This window comes from Pseudoalteromonas shioyasakiensis, from assembly GCF_024518675.1.
Lineage (GTDB): Bacteria > Pseudomonadota > Gammaproteobacteria > Enterobacterales > Alteromonadaceae > Pseudoalteromonas > Pseudoalteromonas shioyasakiensis_B.
On the sequence record NZ_JANIGL010000003.1, the window covers coordinates 742,713 to 759,970 of the forward strand.

Annotated in this window: 15 protein-coding genes; 8 read left to right on the forward strand and 7 right to left on the reverse strand. The window is 40.7% G+C overall.

Annotated elements, in window-relative coordinates; genetic code table 11:
* Positions 1-54 precede the first annotated feature (54 nt).
* Entirely contained in the window at positions 55-774 is a 720-nt protein-coding gene (locus tag NQT69_RS12705; RefSeq protein ID WP_256828038.1) for a substrate-binding periplasmic protein, read from the forward strand.
* A gap of 9 nt (positions 775-783) precedes the next feature.
* On the opposite strand, the gene NQT69_RS12710 is transcribed toward NQT69_RS12705, so the two are convergent.
* The 4 genes from NQT69_RS12710 to NQT69_RS12725 all read right to left on the reverse strand — a co-directional run bounded on the left by NQT69_RS12710 (position 784) and on the right by NQT69_RS12725 (position 4,021).
* Positions 784-1,506 carry a substrate-binding periplasmic protein gene (locus tag NQT69_RS12710; protein ID WP_256828039.1) on the reverse strand — a complete coding sequence of 241 codons (723 nt, stop codon included), beginning with the start codon at positions 1,504-1,506 and terminating at the stop codon, positions 784-786.
* Between the two features lie 671 nt (positions 1,507-2,177).
* The gene (locus NQT69_RS12715; protein ID WP_004587186.1) at positions 2,178-2,387 is read right to left on the reverse strand and encodes a cold-shock protein; all 210 of its coding nucleotides are present in this window, start codon (positions 2,385-2,387) and stop codon (positions 2,178-2,180) included.
* 223 nt (positions 2,388-2,610) lie between these two features.
* Positions 2,611-3,309 carry a M15 family metallopeptidase gene (locus NQT69_RS12720; protein WP_256828040.1) on the reverse strand — a complete coding sequence of 233 codons (699 nt, stop codon included), beginning with the start codon at positions 3,307-3,309 and terminating at the stop codon, positions 2,611-2,613.
* A 196-nt stretch (positions 3,310-3,505) separates the two neighbouring features.
* Positions 3,506-4,021: a TonB-dependent receptor domain-containing protein gene (locus NQT69_RS12725; protein ID WP_306174027.1), complete on the reverse strand. Its 516-nt coding sequence runs from the start codon at positions 4,019-4,021 to the stop codon at positions 3,506-3,508.
* Positions 4,022-4,077: 56 nt separating this feature from the next.
* Between NQT69_RS12725 and NQT69_RS12730 the strand changes: the two genes are divergently transcribed.
* Entirely contained in the window at positions 4,078-4,872 is a 795-nt protein-coding gene (locus NQT69_RS12730) for a heme ABC transporter ATP-binding protein (RefSeq protein WP_256828042.1), read from the forward strand.
* A 14-nt stretch (positions 4,873-4,886) separates the two neighbouring features.
* Here the strand turns inward: NQT69_RS12730 and NQT69_RS12735 are convergent, their stop codons facing one another.
* Entirely contained in the window at positions 4,887-6,443 is a 1,557-nt protein-coding gene (locus NQT69_RS12735) for a diguanylate cyclase (RefSeq protein ID WP_306174028.1), read from the reverse strand.
* 642 nt (positions 6,444-7,085) lie between these two features.
* Between NQT69_RS12735 and NQT69_RS12740 the strand changes: the two genes are divergently transcribed.
* Genes NQT69_RS12740 through NQT69_RS12760 form a run of 5 tightly spaced genes read left to right on the forward strand, consistent with a single transcriptional unit; the run spans position 7,086 to position 12,154 of the window.
* Positions 7,086-8,897 carry a glycoside hydrolase family 3 protein gene (locus tag NQT69_RS12740; protein ID WP_256828043.1) on the forward strand — a complete coding sequence of 604 codons (1,812 nt, stop codon included), beginning with the start codon at positions 7,086-7,088 and terminating at the stop codon, positions 8,895-8,897.
* A gap of 10 nt (positions 8,898-8,907) precedes the next feature.
* On the forward strand, positions 8,908-9,705 hold the full coding sequence (locus tag NQT69_RS12745) for a putative hydro-lyase (protein ID WP_256828044.1): 798 nt from the start codon (positions 8,908-8,910) through the stop codon (positions 9,703-9,705).
* A gap of 12 nt (positions 9,706-9,717) precedes the next feature.
* Positions 9,718-10,449 carry a 5-oxoprolinase subunit PxpA gene (locus NQT69_RS12750; protein ID WP_256828045.1) on the forward strand — a complete coding sequence of 244 codons (732 nt, stop codon included), beginning with the start codon at positions 9,718-9,720 and terminating at the stop codon, positions 10,447-10,449.
* Positions 10,434-11,294 carry a glutamate cyclase domain-containing protein gene (locus NQT69_RS12755; protein WP_256828046.1) on the forward strand — a complete coding sequence of 287 codons (861 nt, stop codon included), beginning with the start codon at positions 10,434-10,436 and terminating at the stop codon, positions 11,292-11,294. Before NQT69_RS12750 ends, NQT69_RS12755 begins: the two co-directional genes overlap by 16 nt.
* Before the next feature lie 2 nt (positions 11,295-11,296).
* A complete protein-coding gene (locus NQT69_RS12760; protein WP_256828047.1) occupies positions 11,297-12,154 on the forward strand; it encodes an aminotransferase class IV in 858 nt (285 codons plus the stop codon).
* A gap of 58 nt (positions 12,155-12,212) precedes the next feature.
* Here NQT69_RS12760 and NQT69_RS12765 read toward each other — a convergent pair whose 3' ends face one another.
* Positions 12,213-13,199: a WD40 repeat domain-containing protein gene (locus NQT69_RS12765; protein WP_256828048.1), complete on the reverse strand. Its 987-nt coding sequence runs from the start codon at positions 13,197-13,199 to the stop codon at positions 12,213-12,215.
* Between the two features lie 462 nt (positions 13,200-13,661).
* On the reverse strand, positions 13,662-14,573 hold the full coding sequence (locus NQT69_RS12770) for a diguanylate cyclase (protein WP_256828049.1): 912 nt from the start codon (positions 14,571-14,573) through the stop codon (positions 13,662-13,664).
* A 467-nt stretch (positions 14,574-15,040) separates the two neighbouring features.
* On the opposite strand from NQT69_RS12770, the gene NQT69_RS12775 reads away from it, so the two are divergent.
* Positions 15,041-17,065, forward strand: coding sequence for a S9 family peptidase (locus NQT69_RS12775; RefSeq protein WP_256828050.1), 2,025 nt, complete (start codon positions 15,041-15,043; stop codon positions 17,063-17,065).
* The last annotated feature ends 193 nt before the right edge of the window (positions 17,066-17,258 follow it).

The following is a 17,258-nucleotide window of genomic DNA, read 5'->3' on the forward strand; positions in this document are numbered from 1 at the left end:
AATTTTATAGATTGTTACTATACTCAAACTGTACCTGACAGTTGAGGAAACTTCATGCGGCCTTTTATTTATTTGATGCTAATTTTATTTGCACCATTTTGTTATGCCCACACGCCTCTTAAAGTTGTTACTGAGTTATCGCCGCCAAATCAAACCCGTATCAATAATGAAGTAATGGGTTACAGCACCGAAATTGTAAGGCTTATTTTAGCTGCCGCTAACATCGATGCCACAATCGAAATCTACCCTTGGGCTCGTGCCTATAAAATGGCACACTCAAAACCAAATACGCTCATATACAGCTTAGCTAAAACAGCAGATCGGGAGCCGCTATTTCATTGGATTGGTACCGTAGCGCAGTTTAAATTAGGCTTTGTTAAACTCAGTCAACGCAGTGATATTGTTATCAATAACCTAGAGCAGGCCAAACAATACAACGTGGCTGTACAGCGTCATGATCTTGCTTATAAGGTATTAACTAAATATGGCTTTGCTGTTGTGCTAACCAGTGATATTCAAAAGTCATATCACTTGTTACTAGCAGAAAAAGTAGATTTAATTATTGATGATGAAAACTATCTGGCTGCGATGAGTGAGCAACTTGCCATAAATGCAGATAAAATTAGCTTTGTGTATGCAATTGATGAACTTGCCGTGGCGGGCTATTTAGCAACTAATATCAATATGGATAAAGCCGTGGTAACTCAATTAAAACACGCATTCGCAAAGGTAAAAAGCACGCCGCAATATAATGCCTTATTAAAGCAAAAATAACCGTGCGCTCTAATTGTGGATATACAGGTTTTTAAACGAGTCGATTTCCCCTTCTTCTCTAAGTCGCTGTAGTTGTACATTGAATTGCGCAATAATTTCTTTTGGAACTGCTTTATTAAAAGCTAAGTAATTTCCGCCTAGTTTTTCTACCGGTAACTCAACCAATTTGACCACTTCTTTACCCCCATGACCAAATTGCTGGAGCTGGTAATCTAGAACATACTCTGAGCCTAAAATAAGATCGATTTTATTTTTAAAAAACAGATTCATGTATTCATAATGATGAGAAAACTGTAACAGATTTTTATCAGCTTCAAAGCCAACCTCATAAACCAATTGCTCGTAAACATTGCCTCTTACCAAGCCAAGGGAATAGGCACTAACTTGGTTTAAGTCAGTCGGGTTAATATGCTTATTGGTCGCCAGACGGTAAAAGAACGTGCGAGATGACACCAATGGCCCCACCCACTGAAATAGCGTTTCACGTTGCACAGTACGAGCTGTCGATACCAAGCCAGCAGCCGAATTATTCTGTGCTAATTGATAGGCACGCGCCCACGGCAGTAGCTCAAATTGGCATTCAACCTTCACTCGCTCGCAAAGCGTACGTGTAATATCGAGGTTTATCCCTTGTAATTGCCCTTTATTAGAGAAATTGTAAGGTGGGAACTGCTCTGTGTAGATGGTGAGTGTTTGTACTGCATAGGCAAACTGGCCACACAGTAATAACAAGCACGCGAAACCATTTCGAATAAATATAGCGCCGTTCACTTACAGTTGAAAAAGATACTTAATAATATACCCAAACTACCTCAAGATGCGAGCGTCGGTGGAATTAAAAGCGATTTACACAAAGAGAAGAAAAGCAACGTGCTGCGAATACACCTAGAACCTTTTACTTTCGTAGGAGAGCGCTTTAGCGCCGATTGGCTTTTAACACATAACCTGAAACAGCATCACGGCTAAAACCTGTTCCCACAAAAATAGGTTTTTGCACCGATAGAACCTAGAACCTAGTCCCTTTTTTATTCCCTCATCAGCGCAGCGTCTCTTTACCTCTTTGTGAATAAATTACTAAAAGATCTATTTGTACAAAGAGAAGTGAATGAGGGTAAATGAGAAGACAAAGCAACGGGCTTCGAGCGCCGTACGAATACACCTAGAACCTTTTACTTTCGTAGGAGAGCGCTTTAGCGCCGATTAGCTTTTAACACATAACCTGAAACAGCATCACGGCTAAAGCCTGTTCCTACAAAAATAGGTTTTTACACCGATAGACCCTAGAATCTAGTCACTTCCCTAGCCTCTGGCAACCTTGTTCCTAAATCTTTATTTCTATGTTTTACAGGCACAAAAAAAGCGCTTCTATAAGCGCTTTTTGTTTTTACTAATTAAAGTAAAAATTATAACGGAGTGATGTTATCCGCTTGTGGACCTTTTTGACCTTGTGAAAGAGTGAACTCTACACGTTGGCCTTCAGCTAAAGTTTTGAAACCTTCGCTTTTGATTGCTGAAAAATGTGCGAAAACGTCTGGACCATTTTCTTGCTCGATGAAACCAAAACCTTTAGACTCGTTGAACCACTTAACTGTACCTGATACGATGTTAGACATTGTAATATCCTGATATAAAATAAAAAATTGTGCCCAAATGGGCGGGTGTAGCAAAAAATGAGATGGTACTTAAAAACTTCAGGACGGTACTACAAGTATTACTTATACAACAACGAAATGGAGATTTATAAATTACATGCTTTCTTTCTAGCTGAGGCCCACTATATAGAATTGTTGTGCTATGTCAAATACTTTATACTTGTTTTGCAAAATTTACCCATAGTCATTGCACTACAAAATCAAAGTAGGTATCTGGGTATGCTTGTGGTTTATAGGTAAAATGCCACCATTCCATTGAATACGGAGCAAACCCTGCCGCCATCATAATATTTTTTAGTAGATAACGATTGGCTTTTTCACTGTCGCTAATACGTTCATCGTCGGTATTTGAAATGGTATCGAACATATCAAACAAGGAGCCCATATTTAGCTCTTTGCCTGTCGCGTCGGTTAGAGTGAGATCGATCGTTGAACCACGGCTATGACCAGATTTTGCAGCTATATAGCCACCCAATAGCTTATCTTTTCCTAAATTTGGGTAATACTCAGGTTTGGTTTTGGTATCGCTTTCGTCATTAACCCAACGTACAAAGTGATCAACCGCGCGCTGCGGGCGATAGCAGTCAAATATTTTTAAGTTATACCCTGCTTGCTGCGCATGCTTATGTGCTTGCTGTAAGCCTTTTGCCGCGGTTTGATGTAATAAGCATTTCGGTGCTTTATAGCCATCAATAGGTTGGCCGACAAAGTTATTAGCGCTGTAGTAACGAATATCAAATATGGCGGTTGGCATGATTGTCGCAACATCCACAAACTCATTGCGCTTATTTGTGTGTTCCGTTTGCTGAGCATTCACTAGTGGGCTCGCTAAACCGATAACACAAAGCAATGAAATTGATTTAAAACGTAATTTATTAAACATGGCTGTAACTTTTAGGGTTGTTGAATTCACCTGTTAATATTGCATATTTAAAAATTGATGCCAATAAAGAATATGCCGTGAATTAGCTTTGTGGCCAGTTAAATACACAGCGATTTCCTTGCAACTGAGCATACAGTGCTGTGTGGCAGTGCCTTGTGAAGGCGACTCAGCCTAGCTGGCTGAGTCTCTGAGAAGGTTAAAACTTAAAGCTCAATTGGGTTTTGATATTACGACCTACGCCGTAATCACCAATGGCACCACCGGTACCAGCCATCACTTGGTACTCTTTATCTAATAGGTTATCTACTGCTAACCGTAAGTTCCAATGGTTGTTAATATCCCACGTCGCATTTAAGCCAACCAAGGTATAATCGTCTTGCTGAGTTTCTTGGTAGCTTTGGCTTGCGCCGTCATAGGCTAAAACAGTTCGCGCAGCAACATCCTGAACGCTAATACCTGTTCCTAGGCTTGCATCGAAGAAGAATAAGCCAGCCGTGATCGCTAATTTATCAGCAGGTAAATACCATAGTGGCTCACCGTCTTGATCTGCACCTGATATTTCGCTGTAAGCAAGGTTTACATAGCCTATTGAGTGGGCGTAGTTCACTTCAAGCTCAAAGCCATCTCGGTCATTTTCACCACTATTGTTATAGCGCGGCGCAGGCGCTGGATTGGTTGTTGAGCTGCCCATTGGCCTGATCACTAGCGCCATTGGCGGCCCATTCTTTTTAATCATGTTATTAAAAACTTACCAACGACGAGGGTAAAATGCTTTTAGCTAATAATTTAACTGCAAAAATTGGCAATAAAACACTGTTAGATAATGTTGATTTTATAGCTAACTCCTATGAAGTTGTGGTGATCATCGGGCCCAATGGCGCTGGTAAATCGTCTTTACTAAAAGCACTTTGTGGAGATATTGAGTTATCCGCAGGCACAGTAACGATTAACCAGCAAAACTTAGCTGATTATAGCATCGCAGAACTTGCGCAATTAAGAGCTGTGCTTACACAAAATTATGATCTAGATTTTCCTTTTACAGTGAATGAAGTGGTCGATATGGCGCATGTTGCACACCAAGAACAATTTAGCTCAACGGCACTTAAACGGTTCTCAAAAAATGCCATGCAAGCATTAGGTGTCACCCATTTAGCGCAGCAATGTTTTACCCAGTTATCCGGTGGTGAAAAACAACGCGCACAGCTTGCCCGCGTACTTTTCCAATTACAGCCAAGCTTAGCAAAAAAGCGCACCGGCTATTTATTAATTGATGAACCAACTTCAAGTTTAGATCTGTATCACCAATACGAAGTCATGACTCAAGCGCGTACAATTGCAAAGCAAGGCGCCGGTGTTATTGCAGTTGTACATGATCTTTCATTAGCAGCAAGCTTTGCCGATCGTTTATATATGATGGAACAGGGAAAGGTAGTCGTCTGTGGTACACCCGAACAAGTGTTAACTCAAACTCGGCTAGGGCAAGTTTATAAAATCAACGCTAAATTGCAGGCCGATCTAGACGGTGTATTACCACATATTTTAATCAACAAAGAAGCAAGTTGATTAAAATATGTGGTCTATCTCACTTCAGCCGTTTTCTCACTATCCGTCCCTTGGTAGTGAGAGTCTACAATAGTGCGGTTACGCCCTGAGTGTTTTGCTTGGTAAAGCGCCTGATCTGCCAGTTTCAAAATCTCTTCAAGGGTAAGTTGCTGTAGCGGCCAACCGGCAACACCAATTGATACATGGATATAACCAACCGGGTCAATAAAAGTTTCTGATACCTGCATACGTACGCGCTCTGCCAATAAATAAGCACTACTTGCTGTTGCATTAGGTGAAATAACCATAAATTCCTCACCTCCTGTACGTGCAACAAAGTCAGTTGTACGTGTAACATCCTGCACAATATTAGCTAATGACTGTAAAACATGGTCGCCGATATCATGGCCAAATTCGTCATTTACACGTTTAAAAAAATCAATATCTATCGCCAATACAGCAAATGGGGTATGCGTAACGGTTAACTGTGTGAGAGTCGTATCTAAACTACGTCTATTGTGTAACCCGGTAAGCGGATCTGTTTGTGCTTCTTGGCGTAACATCCCTATTTGGTTTTGCAGTACACCCACGCTATTGAGTATGGCTTTACGTAATTCGGCACTTTCAAAATACCACGATTTAACGTCCTTGAGTTGCTGTGCTACATGTGGGCTATGGAGACTGTTAGCCGTTTTCGCCAAATCTCTTAATGGGTGAGCTATCAGTCGAGCAAGGAGCCATATAAATAGTAATGTGGCAAAACCTATGGGCAGTGTGCGCTGCAATACATTGATCATTAACCCATCTAATGGCTCAAGAGTTGCTTCTAATGGGCGCTGGGTAATGATGCCCCAAGGAGCGGTTTTAAGTGGTGCATAGCCTGCTAGCATCGCCTTATTTTGGCTGTTTATTAGCTGCTGTGTTCCGTGGTTTCCACTTAATACCGCTTCAATCACTTCATTATTATAAACTTGCTCGCCAATTCGGCTAGTATCTGGGTGATAAAGTAGCCGACGGTTTTTATCTACAACGTATAAATACGAGCCATCTTTATGAAAATGCACTTGTAGTAAATCGTGCAAGATACTGGCACGCTTTAAATAAATCGAACCACCCAAATAGCCTAAATAACCACCATTGGCGTCAAATAACGGGTGAGAAATAAAAATAATCAAATTATTTGCTGCTGACGTATACGGCTCACTGATCATTGGTTCCTTTACCGAAAGCGCTTGTAAAGCACCATAGCTGTCGAGTTTTTTACCTGTGAGTTTTAAACTTTTTGGTGAAATATCTTTGACTATTCCGTTTGCCAGTACGATAACTGTTGAATTAAAGCTATCAGTTTGGCGCTTCAAGCGCTCGACTTCTTGAGTCAAAATAGCAGGATTGGCAAAATTAGCTTCAATAACACTGGCTGAATAAGCTAGTTGTTGTTGGGCTGATTGTAAAAAGCGGTCTGTTGCAGAAACGAGCTTGGCGGCATAAGCACTCTGACTTTTAAGTGTTTCAGACTTTAATTGTTGCTTTTGCACTTGGTAGCTTGAATAAAAGCTATTGAGAAATGTCACAATCGTGGCAGATAAAGCCAAAAATAAGATTAACTTTTTTAAGTCTAACTTTATGTTTAAAATTTTTGTTAGGCGGCGCAAAATAATACTCAACGTTTAAAGTAAAGAGCCTATATTTCCTTGGCCTTATCTAAATAAAGATTAGCAATAATACAAAAGAAATTATATAAAAACAGGCATTTTCTTTGATTAAGAACATACTTAGCTACTATAGCCATTTTCAGGCTTTAAAAGACACGTACTTCATTAGTAACTCAACATATAACCTTTCTTACTAATTAAAAGCTTGAGCTCCCTCCCGATTCAATAACTAAGGGTAAGCAAGTATTTTTCGTAACAACAATATAAAAGGAATATATTATTACTTTAAATTTTTTATCTAACATTTCCAAATGCGCATTAGTACTCAAATAAAGCCATCAAATTCTGAGTAAAACCTTTATTATTAAGCCTTAGTTAATAAATAACAGGCTTAAATTAATCTTTTGCAGTAACCAATAAAAACAGTTAGTGTTGTAAAAAGTGCTGTATTTCAAACTAAAACAGCATTACCATCAAGAATAAAATATTCACACAACAAATAAGCATTCAGCTTTGGAGCCTACTGTGTTAAATAAGTTTGCCATATCATCAATTATCTTTGGACTAGGGTGTTTTTTACCAATGGATTCGACCTTCGCAGCAACTAACTTAACCCTTGAACAACAAATTGGCCAAAAGCTGATGCTTGATTTTCGTTATTACTGCGAACAAGACAGCGAGCAAAAATGTCGTACCGCAATGACCGAGCTACCGACTGATTTAGCTGATGTGATCACCAAACATAATATTGGCGGCGTTATTTTATTTGCTGAAAATATTCAGAGTATTAACCAAATAGTTAAGCTCAATAATCAAATGCAACAAGCAGCGGCTAAAGCCAGTTTAGGTGCCCCGTTATTTATTTCTATTGACCAAGAAGGCGGCCGTGTGGCGCGAATTCCTCGTGATGTTGCCACCTCGTTTACAGGTAATATGTCAATCGGCGCAAGCTATGCACAGCACGGTACTCAGTTTGCGACGCAGTCAGCGCAAGTCATCGCTGATGAGCTTAAAGCAATTGGGGTCAACGTAAATTACGCCCCCACGGTTGATGTCAACATGAACCCTGACAACCCTGTGATCAATGTACGCTCGTACGGTGAAGATCCAGCATTGGTAAGTAAACTCGGCGGTGCTCAAGTTGCAGGGTTTGAAGGTAATGGCGTGATCACCTCACTTAAGCACTTTCCAGGACACGGCGATACTAACGTAGACAGCCACACCGGCTTACCCAAAGTAATGCATGACAAAGAAACGATCTGGCAGCAAGATTTACCGCCTTTTAAAGATATTATAAAAGCGCAAAACCCAGGCATGATCATGACCGCGCATATCCAATACCCTGCATTGGATGACACCACCTTTGTTAGTAAAGATGGTAAAACCATGATAAAACCCGCCACTATGTCGCGTAAAATCATTACCGACTTATTACGTGGTGAATTAAATTACCAAGGTGTGGTGATCACCGATGCACTTGATATGGCAGGGATCAGCCACTTTTTTGAGCCGATTGAAGCCGTGGTGAATACTTTTTCTGCGGGTGTCGATATTGCCTTGATGCCTATTGAAATTCGTAGCCCAAAAGATTTGGCCGTACTCGACCAGCTCATTGCTCGATTAGTTAACGAAGTCAAAAAAGGCCATTTAGATGGCGATGAAGTGGCCCAATCTGCTCAGCGTATTTTACAGCTTAAAAGTAAGTTTAAGTTAACTACCGCGCTTGATGAATCACTCGCAATTCAAAAAGCACAGCTTATTTTAGGTGACTCAAGCCATCGTAAAGTAGAAGCCGAACTGGCACTTGCAGCTATTACACAAGTCAAAAATGAGCAAAGCACGTTACCACTTAAATTAGCCAATAAGGCTAAAATACACATTATTATGCCAGATACACGTAAATGTATGGCGCTTGAACAAGCGATTGCAGCACACGCTGATTCTAATTCTAACTACCAATTTAGTTGTACAAGTTTACAAGGCTTTGAACCTAACGCGACCCTAAAAGCGCTAAACAATGCGGATATTATTATCGCTGGTAACGCCTCACCCAATCAAAGTGCCGTTGAAATTGGTGGGATGGATGATTTAGCTGACGACCCACAATTTTCCATTGCCAAATCAGAGCAAGGCGCAGCCCTTGAGCGCTTATTACAACACGCACAACGTGCTAATAAAAAAACCGTGTTTGTTAGCTTACGTGCCCCTTATGATATTGCTAAATTTGGTCAATATGGTGATGCAATTTTAGCTACTTATGCGTATAACATAGATATAGATAATAATGTTAAAGTAGCAGGACCGGCTTTTACAGCTCTTGCTAAAGTATTGGTTGGTAAAGCTAAAGCCACTGGCACATTACCTGTGACCGTTTCTGGCATTAATAACAATTAAAGAGGATTTTATGCAACATAACGCTTCGCTAACAACACCTTACGCTATACGTAATATGATCCGCAATGAAGATTATACGGGTCATACATCAGGGTTTGTTCCAGGCTTTGTACAAGCTAATTTAGTGATTTTACCTGAGCGTTATGCCTTTGATTTTTTACAGTTTTGCCAAGCAAATAAAAAAGCATGTCCAATTGTGGCAAGCAGCCGCACGCCGGGCGCAATTGATATTCCCAATGTTGCCCATGATCTAGATATACGTACTGACCTTCCCCGTTATCGTATTTTTAAAAAAGGCCAGCTGATTGAAGAAGTCACCAATATTAAAGATCACTGGCGAGACGATCTAGTCACCTTTTTAATTGGTTGCTCTTTTTCGTTTGAAGAGTCATTACAAGCCGCGGGAATTGAAATTCGCAATATTACAGAGCATAAGAATGTCCCTATGTATATGACCAACATTGCCTGTGAAAGCGCGGGGATTTTTCATTCCAATATGGTGGTGAGTATGCGGCCGATGAAACCTGCCGATGCCATCCGTGCAATTCAAATCTGTAGTCGCTTTCCTGACGTACATGGAGCCCCTGTTCATTTTGGCGACCCTGCAGCGATTGGTATTAGCAATATAAACCGGCCTAATTTTGGCGAGTCAGTGAGCATTAAAGAAGGCGAAGTACCGGTATTTTGGGCATGCGGTGTTACTCCACAAGTAGCTATTGCTAATGCAGCGCCAGATTTTTGCATTACTCACAGCCCAGGGCATATGCTAATAACCGATATTCAAAATGCGCACATTTCTGCGTTTTAAATGGAAAAACTGATGAAGCTTAACTGTGACCTAGGTGAAAGTTTTGGGGCTTGGCAAATGGGCCTTGATGACCAAGTTATGCCCCATATTGATTTGGCAAACATTGCCTGTGGCTTTCACGCAGGTGATCCTGATGTTATGGCGCAAACTTTAGCCTTAGCAAAGCGCCATAATGTCATGATTGGTGCCCACCCTAGCTACCCTGATAAACAAGGTTTTGGTCGCCGCTCAATGGCGCTAACTGAGCAAGAGCTCACACATTGTTTGCACTACCAAATTGCGGCACTAGAAGGGATGGCGAAAGTGCACGGTTTAACACTCACCTATGTAAAACCACACGGTGCATTGTATAACGACATGATGGCTGATGAACGCATATTACTGTCGGTGATCAAAGCCATCGCTCAGTACTCAGGCAAATTAAAGTTAATGATACTGGCTACAGCTGATGCGAAGCGGCATCAACAGCTGGCTAACGAGCATGGTGTAACCCTTATTCTAGAAGCCTTTGCAGATAGGCAGTATACAGATCAAGGCCACCTTGTATCACGCAAAATACCAGGCAGCGTACATAACAAAGCCGCCTTAATAGCCCAAGTAAAACAACTATTAAACACAGGCAGTGTGACTACACAAAGTGGTAAAAAACTTACATTAAATGCCGATAGCTTATGCGTACACGGTGATAACGCGGATGGCATTGCGCTTATATCTGAGATCAAAGCATTATGCCAAACAAGCTAACAGATCAGCAACTAAGCCAAGCAATCGAAGCGATGATGATTGAGCAAAACCTGCGGGGGATGCAAAATTTATATGCGCATCAGCAAATAGGTACCTACTTACGTGCAGCAGAGGCTTTACACCAAGCGAACAATACCGTACTCATTGGCACCGGTTTTGCCGTTAAGCAAACGTTTGAAACCGACGGCCCTGTTGGTGCAATTGCTTTATATAATACGCTGAAAAAGTTAGGCAAAAAGCCTATTTTAGTGTGTGGAAACCCCCTTTACAGCGCATTAAAAAACGACTTTAACTGCTTTGAGTTACCGCTAGATAACTTTAACGACGCAATGGCATTTAGCAAACAAGCCTTGGCTAAATTAAACCCTGATTGTGTATTATCTATTGAGCGCCCTGGGTTATGCCATGGTAATAAATACTACAATATGCGCGGCATAGATATCTCAGCAGATTGCGGTTGCTTTGACTTTTTTATCACACAAGCGTCTTGTCCAACCATCGCCATTGGTGATGGCGGTAACGAAATAGGCATGGGCAATGTAGCTCAACACATGACAGAGCTGAATATTATGCCCAGCTTAACCTGTTGCGATGAATTATTACTCGCTGATGTATCTAATTGGGCGGCGTATGGCATTATCGCATTTTTAAGCCGCTGGCATCGCCAAGACCTGCTTGCCAATGTAGACACCTTAGCAATTTTGCATTATTTAAGTGAGCGTGGCAGCGTTGATGGTGTTACGCACAAAAACGAATTAACCGAAGATGGCCTAAATGCCATACACGGTCAGCAATTAATAACACGACTACGCCAACTTGACGGCTTTATAGAGAATGAGGATTAACCATGAGCACGGTTTACCTAAACGGTGAGTACCTAGCAGCAGCTGACGCTAAAATTTCACCGATGGATCGCGGGTTTTTATTTGGTGATGGAATTTATGAAGTTATTCCCGCATACAAAGGAAAAATGCTTGGATTTAATGCCCATATAGAGCGCATGAATAATGGCTTAAATGAGATTGAAATTAAGCTCGATTACAGTGCCGATACTTGGCGCCGCATCTGCGAGCAACTTTGTGAAAAAAATCAAGGTGATAATTTAGGTATATACTTGCACGTTAGCCGAGGAACCGATACTAAGCGCGCGCATGCTTACCCAAGCAATATAACGCCAACGGTGTTTGCCTATGTATTCGAAATCCCGGCAGAGCCTGTGAGCGACATTGAGCATGCAACAAGCTACACAGTTTCACTAGAGCAAGATAAACGTTGGCAACGTTGCCATATAAAATCAACCGCACTGCTTGGTAATGTTATTCATAACCAACACGGTGTTGCTGCTGGCAACAAAGAAACAATTCTTTATAACCGACTAGAAGAAATTACCGAAGCAAGCTCAAGCAATGTTTTTATAGTTAAAGACGGTGTGATTAGCACCCCACCACTTGATAACCAAATTTTACCGGGGATAACCCGTTGGTTAATTTTAAATATTCTACATAGCCACAGCGATTTTAAAGTGCAACAACGTGTTATTAGCAAAGCTGAACTACTCGACGCCGATGAAGTATGGATCACCAGCGCAACCAAAGAAGTCGGCGCAGTGGTAAAAGTAAATGGTAAGCTTATTGGTGATGGAAAACCGGGTAAGGTATGGCAACAGGTGCAAAGTCTGTTTAGCAAACATAAATTTGATTATTAATAGTACTCAGCAGTAAATATAACGGCCGTGCTTGTTAAATCAACACGGCCTGATTGCACTACTTTAATGGCTTATAAGGCCAAATCTCTAGCACGCCATCACTGGTTTCACTGAGCAAGTGATTACTCTTTTTATTATAGGCGATGGCTAAAATAGAACTACGTAAACGTAATTTTTCAGCTTTATATTCACCTAGATGTTGACCATCAGCAACTCGCCATAAATGTAAGGTTCTTTTTGGCGAGCCTGTTAAAAACCATTTGTCATCATTGATAAATAGCGAGTCATTAAACTCCATAAAATTAGCCATAATATCTAGCTCGGCTTGTTGTTCACCAGTTTTTAAATCTAAAAACACTCGGTCATCCACAGAATCTATGGCAAAGCCAAGGCTCGCGGTGCTATTCATTGCAACGTGATTGATGCGAGTAGTTAATTTAAAGCGTTGCTTAATTACACCGTCTTCAGTGTTCCACAGATAGGCAAACTTATCACTTGAGCCTGTTAATGCTGTTTTCCCATCATCAGATAGAGCCACAGAGTTAATATCTAAACGGTGAATTGGAAACAAGGTTGCAGACGAGGTTTTTGTATTAATGATCTGAGCTTCACCAGAGCGGTAACCTAGGAGTAAAATACCCGCATCGGCCGATATAGCGATATCTCGGGCTATATTTCTTCCCGTTGCCCAGCTGCCGACTAATTGCCCTGTAGTAGCAGAAAATAACAGCACAGAAGTACGGTTTGAAATGTAATACTGAGTTTTGTCTTTACTAAAGCCCATCAACTCAATATGTTTAGCGTTATCGCCAGTAAAACAGCTAAATTTTACTTTATTCGTTTTGTTATCCCATAAACACACTTTGCCTTGCTCGGCGACTAGACTCATCGCTCCATCTTCTGTCATTGCCGCTGATAGCACAATCTCATCAGTGTGACGAAAACTACTGAGTGACTCAGCTTCAAACACAGGTTCGCCAAAGCAGCCCTGTAAACTTAAAACTAAGCCCACCGCGACAATCGACTTTAAAAAATGACTACTCACTGATACTCCCTCATCTTATGATTTTTACATTAAACTATTTAACCGATACACACTATCTTCTCACTTTATTATCATAGTTTCTAGTTGATTTTTATCCGTACCTATTTGTTTTTATTGTGTTTAATTTAAGCTTTGGGTTTATATTGGTGCACTACTTAGCCGCTAACTGGGCAATTTTATTTAACCAGCTAGCTCGTTGCTCTTGAGTAGAACTGATGATGGGCTAACAGCAATAAGTTACTACTGACTAACTTAATACCTATTAGGGAAGTTGCGCGTTAAAAGCAAATATAATTTGAAATTTTAAGCAGGCTTAATAGCGTTATTTCTTAAACGAACATTCATGATTTTTCGTTACAACAAACTTAAATAATATGAGAGGGAAGGCACACAGTAAAACAACAATTAACGCAGTAAATTGTGAGCCAAGATCAAAATAAATCACACGTTCTTAAAAAAGTGTCAATAAGTTATTTTATTTCGTCCTGTTTGCTTTGACATATAGAGCTTCTCATCAGCCGATTTAAGTACATTCTCTTGCTCGATAATACCGCGAAGTGTTGCGATACCTGCACTTACCGTCAACTGCTTTGATGTGTTATAACTGTGAGAGATATTCAAAGCGCTGATATTTTTTCTTATATTTTCTGCAACTAAAATACCGCCTTTTAGATCGGTAAACGGTAAAATGACCGCGAATTCCTCCCCCCCATAACGCGCCACAAAATCACTTGGCCGTAATAGTGTGTGCATAATGGCTTGCGCAACGTCTCTGAGCGCTTCATCCCCTTTAAGGTGACCATAAATATCATTAAATTGCTTAAAAAAGTCGATATCAATTAAAATGATCGTGTAATCACCGCCTTCACGCTTAGCGCTAAGCTCTGTTTTAATTAAATGAGAGTCAAAATAGCGGCGATTATATACTTGGGTAAGGCTGTCTAAATAAACCATGTCCAATAATTTATCGCGCTGTAATTTCAATGTTAAATGCACTTTTACCCGGTTAAACACCGTGGTTTGATTAATGGGTTTGCTTATAAAGTCAACACCACCAACCTGCCAACAAAGATCTTCGTGCTGCTCAAAAGAGGTAATAAAAATAATAGGAATATCTTTTGTTTCAGGTGTACTTTTTAAACGCTTACATGTCTCAATACCGTTAATACCCGCCATTTCAATGTCTAATAATATTAAATCGGGGGATTGCGTTTTACAAATTTCGAGTGCTTGTTCACCACTGGTTGCGGTGGTTAACTGATAATGATTTGAGAGAATTTTTTGTAGTAAGGAAATATTAATAGCTTGATCATCAACTATCAACACTTGTGATTTTATAAGGCTTTGAGCTATTTCACTTTCGACATTTGTCATTTACTATACTCTTACTACTTTAGCTCGCTGAATTAACACAAGCCTACACAGGTTAAGTAACCTAATCGTGATATTTTGCTTATTCTTTACTCTAGCATACACTATCAGAGAAATTACTAAAGTATTCATTATTTAACTTTTGTCCCTGCAAGATTATTCCGTTTGCTTTCAATCTATTACCATCTAAATCTAATAAGCAATCTGTATACTGGCTGGCATTTCACATGCTTTTTACCTAGCTTTAGTCGTAACATCTTTGTGTCTATTTAAAAACTATTTGTATGGATAGGCTGTAGAGCTAGTTGGTGATAATCACAGTGCCATACTCTCTCTCTACATATTACTCTTTTGAATATAGTCCCACAGCCCTTTTAGCTTGGCGAAACCCCACTTATCGCAATCAGCTGTATTTTTAATCTTTGTTACTTTATAACAGTATTAATGCTGTTTATTAACAAGGAATAAAAATGAAATTACTCTCTTCTCTTGCAATGCTTGCTACGGTGAGCTTTTATGGTGTGGCGGCTCAAGCTGACAATACCTTAAAATTAGAAAATGTATTCGACCTTGAATATGCCAATCAAATTGAAATGACTAACGATGGGAAAACGGTTTACTTTGTGCGTAATCGCATGGATATTAAAAGTGATCGTAAAGTCAGTAATATATGGTCGGTTAATAGCAGCTCTAAACAACTGCAACCGCTTACCTCTGGCGTGCATATGGATTACTCGCCAGTGCTTTCACCCGATGAAACCCGCTTAGCGTTTATTTCAACTCGGGATGGCAGCAGCCAAATTTATGTAAAGTGGTTGAATACCGGCGCTGTTGCCAAGATCAGTAATTTAACTCAAAGCCCTGGTAACTTAACCTGGTCGCCCAATGGTAAAAAAATTGTGTTTAGCCAGTTTGTACCCGCTGCCAGCGCAAGCCCAGTCTCTTTACCTGGCAAGCCAAAAGGTGCTGATTGGGCTGAGCCTGCTAAGTATATTGATGATGTTTATTACCGAGCTGATGGTGGTGGCTATACACAAAAGGGCTTTCGCCACCTATTTGAAATTAGTGCCACTGGCGGTAATGCAAATCAGCTGACATCTGGCGATTTTGACCATGGCGGTGCAATCAGCTTTAGTAATGATGGCGCAAGTTTATATTTTTCAGCTAATCGCCATGCAGATTACTTATTTAAACCAATCAACTCTGAAATCTACAAACTGGATTTACAATCTGCTGAGATCACTCAAATCACCGATAGACTCGGCCCAGATGGCCAACCACAGATTTCACCTAATGGTCGGTATTTGGCCTACACAGGGTATGATGATAAAAAAACCAATTACGAAAATACGCAATTATATATTCGTGATTTAAAAACAGATAAAACACAAAGTCTTACAGCCGACTTAGACCGCAGTGTTGCACAAATAAAATGGGCTGATGACTCAAAAGGGCTTTACTTTGCTTTTGATAGCGAAGGACAAACTACCCTCGCCTATCAGCCACGTAGCGGTAAACGTAAGCTGTTAACTAAAGAGATAGGCAGCGTATCATTTGGCCGCCCATATTCTGGTGGTGATTTTGATGTGAGCGAAGATGGCGAAGTGGCATTTACCCAAGCAAATACTCAGCGCCCTGCCGATGTCGCATATTTAAAGCGCAGTAAAGCGCAACAATTAACTCAGTTAAATGAAGATGCACTAGCTAACAAAAGCCTAGCCAAGGTTGAAGAAATTTGGCTTAAATCAAGTCATGACGGTTTAGCTATACAAGGTTGGGTTGCATACCCTCCGGGTTTTGATAAGTCCAAGAAATACCCATTAGTACTTGAGATCCATGGTGGACCGGTGGCCAATTACGGCCCTCACTTTAGTCCTGAAGTACAATTGTTTGCCGCCAAGGGCAATGTAGTACTTTATATGAACCCCCGTGGCAGCGACTCGTACGGTAAGGAGTTTGCGCAAACCATTCATCACAATTACCCGAGTAATGACTTTGATGACTTAATGACAGGTGTAGATGCCCTAATTGCAAAAGGCTTTATTGATGAATCTAAATTATTTGTCACCGGTGGCTCTGGCGGTGGCACATTAACCGCTTGGGTTGTAAGTCATACTGACCGCTTTGCCGCCGCTGTTGTCGCAAAACCGGTAATCAATTGGATCAGTTTTGTACTAACTGCCGATTACTACCCATTTTTTGCAGATTATTGGTTCCCGGGTAAGCCATGGGATCATATTGAGCACTATATGAAACGCTCACCTATCAGCTATGTTGGTAACGTAAAAACCCCTACTATGCTATTAACCGGTGAAGCTGATTACCGTACACCAATTTCTGAGACCGAGCAGTTTTATCAGGCACTCAAACTACAAGGTGTCGATACTGCAATGGTGCGTATTCCTGGTGCATCACATGGTATTACTAAACGCCCTTCTAATTTAATGACGAAAGTAGCTTACATTCAATGGTGGTTTGATAAGCATAGTAAATAGAAGTGAGTTTTCAGATTACTTATAAAGAGTGCGAGTTTGCCTATTTCTGATATAAGGCGCGAGTTTGCGAGTTTGCGAGTTTGCGAGTTTGCGAGTTTGCGAGTTTGCGAGTTTGCGAGTTTGCGAGTTTGCGAGTTTGCGAGTTTGCGAGTTTGCGAGTTTGCGAGTTTGCGAGTTTGCGAGTTTGCGAGTT

What these genes read in the sequence shown, in the direction of transcription:
- NQT69_RS12705 (WP_256828038.1), top strand. Translation starts at nt 55, where the DNA reads ATGCGGCCTTTTATTTATTTGATGCTAATTTTATTTGCACCATTTTGT.
- NQT69_RS12715 (WP_004587186.1), bottom strand. Translation starts at nt 2,387, where the DNA reads ATGTCTAACATCGTATCAGGTACAGTTAAGTGGTTCAACGAGTCTAAA.
- NQT69_RS12720 (WP_256828040.1), bottom strand. Translation starts at nt 3,309, where the DNA reads ATGTTTAATAAATTACGTTTTAAATCAATTTCATTGCTTTGTGTTATC.
- NQT69_RS12725 (WP_306174027.1), bottom strand. Translation starts at nt 4,021, where the DNA reads ATGGCGCTAGTGATCAGGCCAATGGGCAGCTCAACAACCAATCCAGCG.
- NQT69_RS12730 (WP_256828042.1), top strand. Translation starts at nt 4,078, where the DNA reads ATGCTTTTAGCTAATAATTTAACTGCAAAAATTGGCAATAAAACACTG.
- NQT69_RS12740 (WP_256828043.1), top strand. Translation starts at nt 7,086, where the DNA reads ATGGATTCGACCTTCGCAGCAACTAACTTAACCCTTGAACAACAAATT.
- NQT69_RS12745 (WP_256828044.1), top strand. Translation starts at nt 8,908, where the DNA reads ATGCAACATAACGCTTCGCTAACAACACCTTACGCTATACGTAATATG.
- NQT69_RS12750 (WP_256828045.1), top strand. Translation starts at nt 9,718, where the DNA reads ATGAAGCTTAACTGTGACCTAGGTGAAAGTTTTGGGGCTTGGCAAATG.
- NQT69_RS12755 (WP_256828046.1), top strand. Translation starts at nt 10,434, where the DNA reads ATGCCAAACAAGCTAACAGATCAGCAACTAAGCCAAGCAATCGAAGCG.
- NQT69_RS12760 (WP_256828047.1), top strand. Translation starts at nt 11,297, where the DNA reads ATGAGCACGGTTTACCTAAACGGTGAGTACCTAGCAGCAGCTGACGCT.
- NQT69_RS12770 (WP_256828049.1), bottom strand. Translation starts at nt 14,573, where the DNA reads ATGACAAATGTCGAAAGTGAAATAGCTCAAAGCCTTATAAAATCACAA.
- NQT69_RS12775 (WP_256828050.1), top strand. Translation starts at nt 15,041, where the DNA reads ATGAAATTACTCTCTTCTCTTGCAATGCTTGCTACGGTGAGCTTTTAT.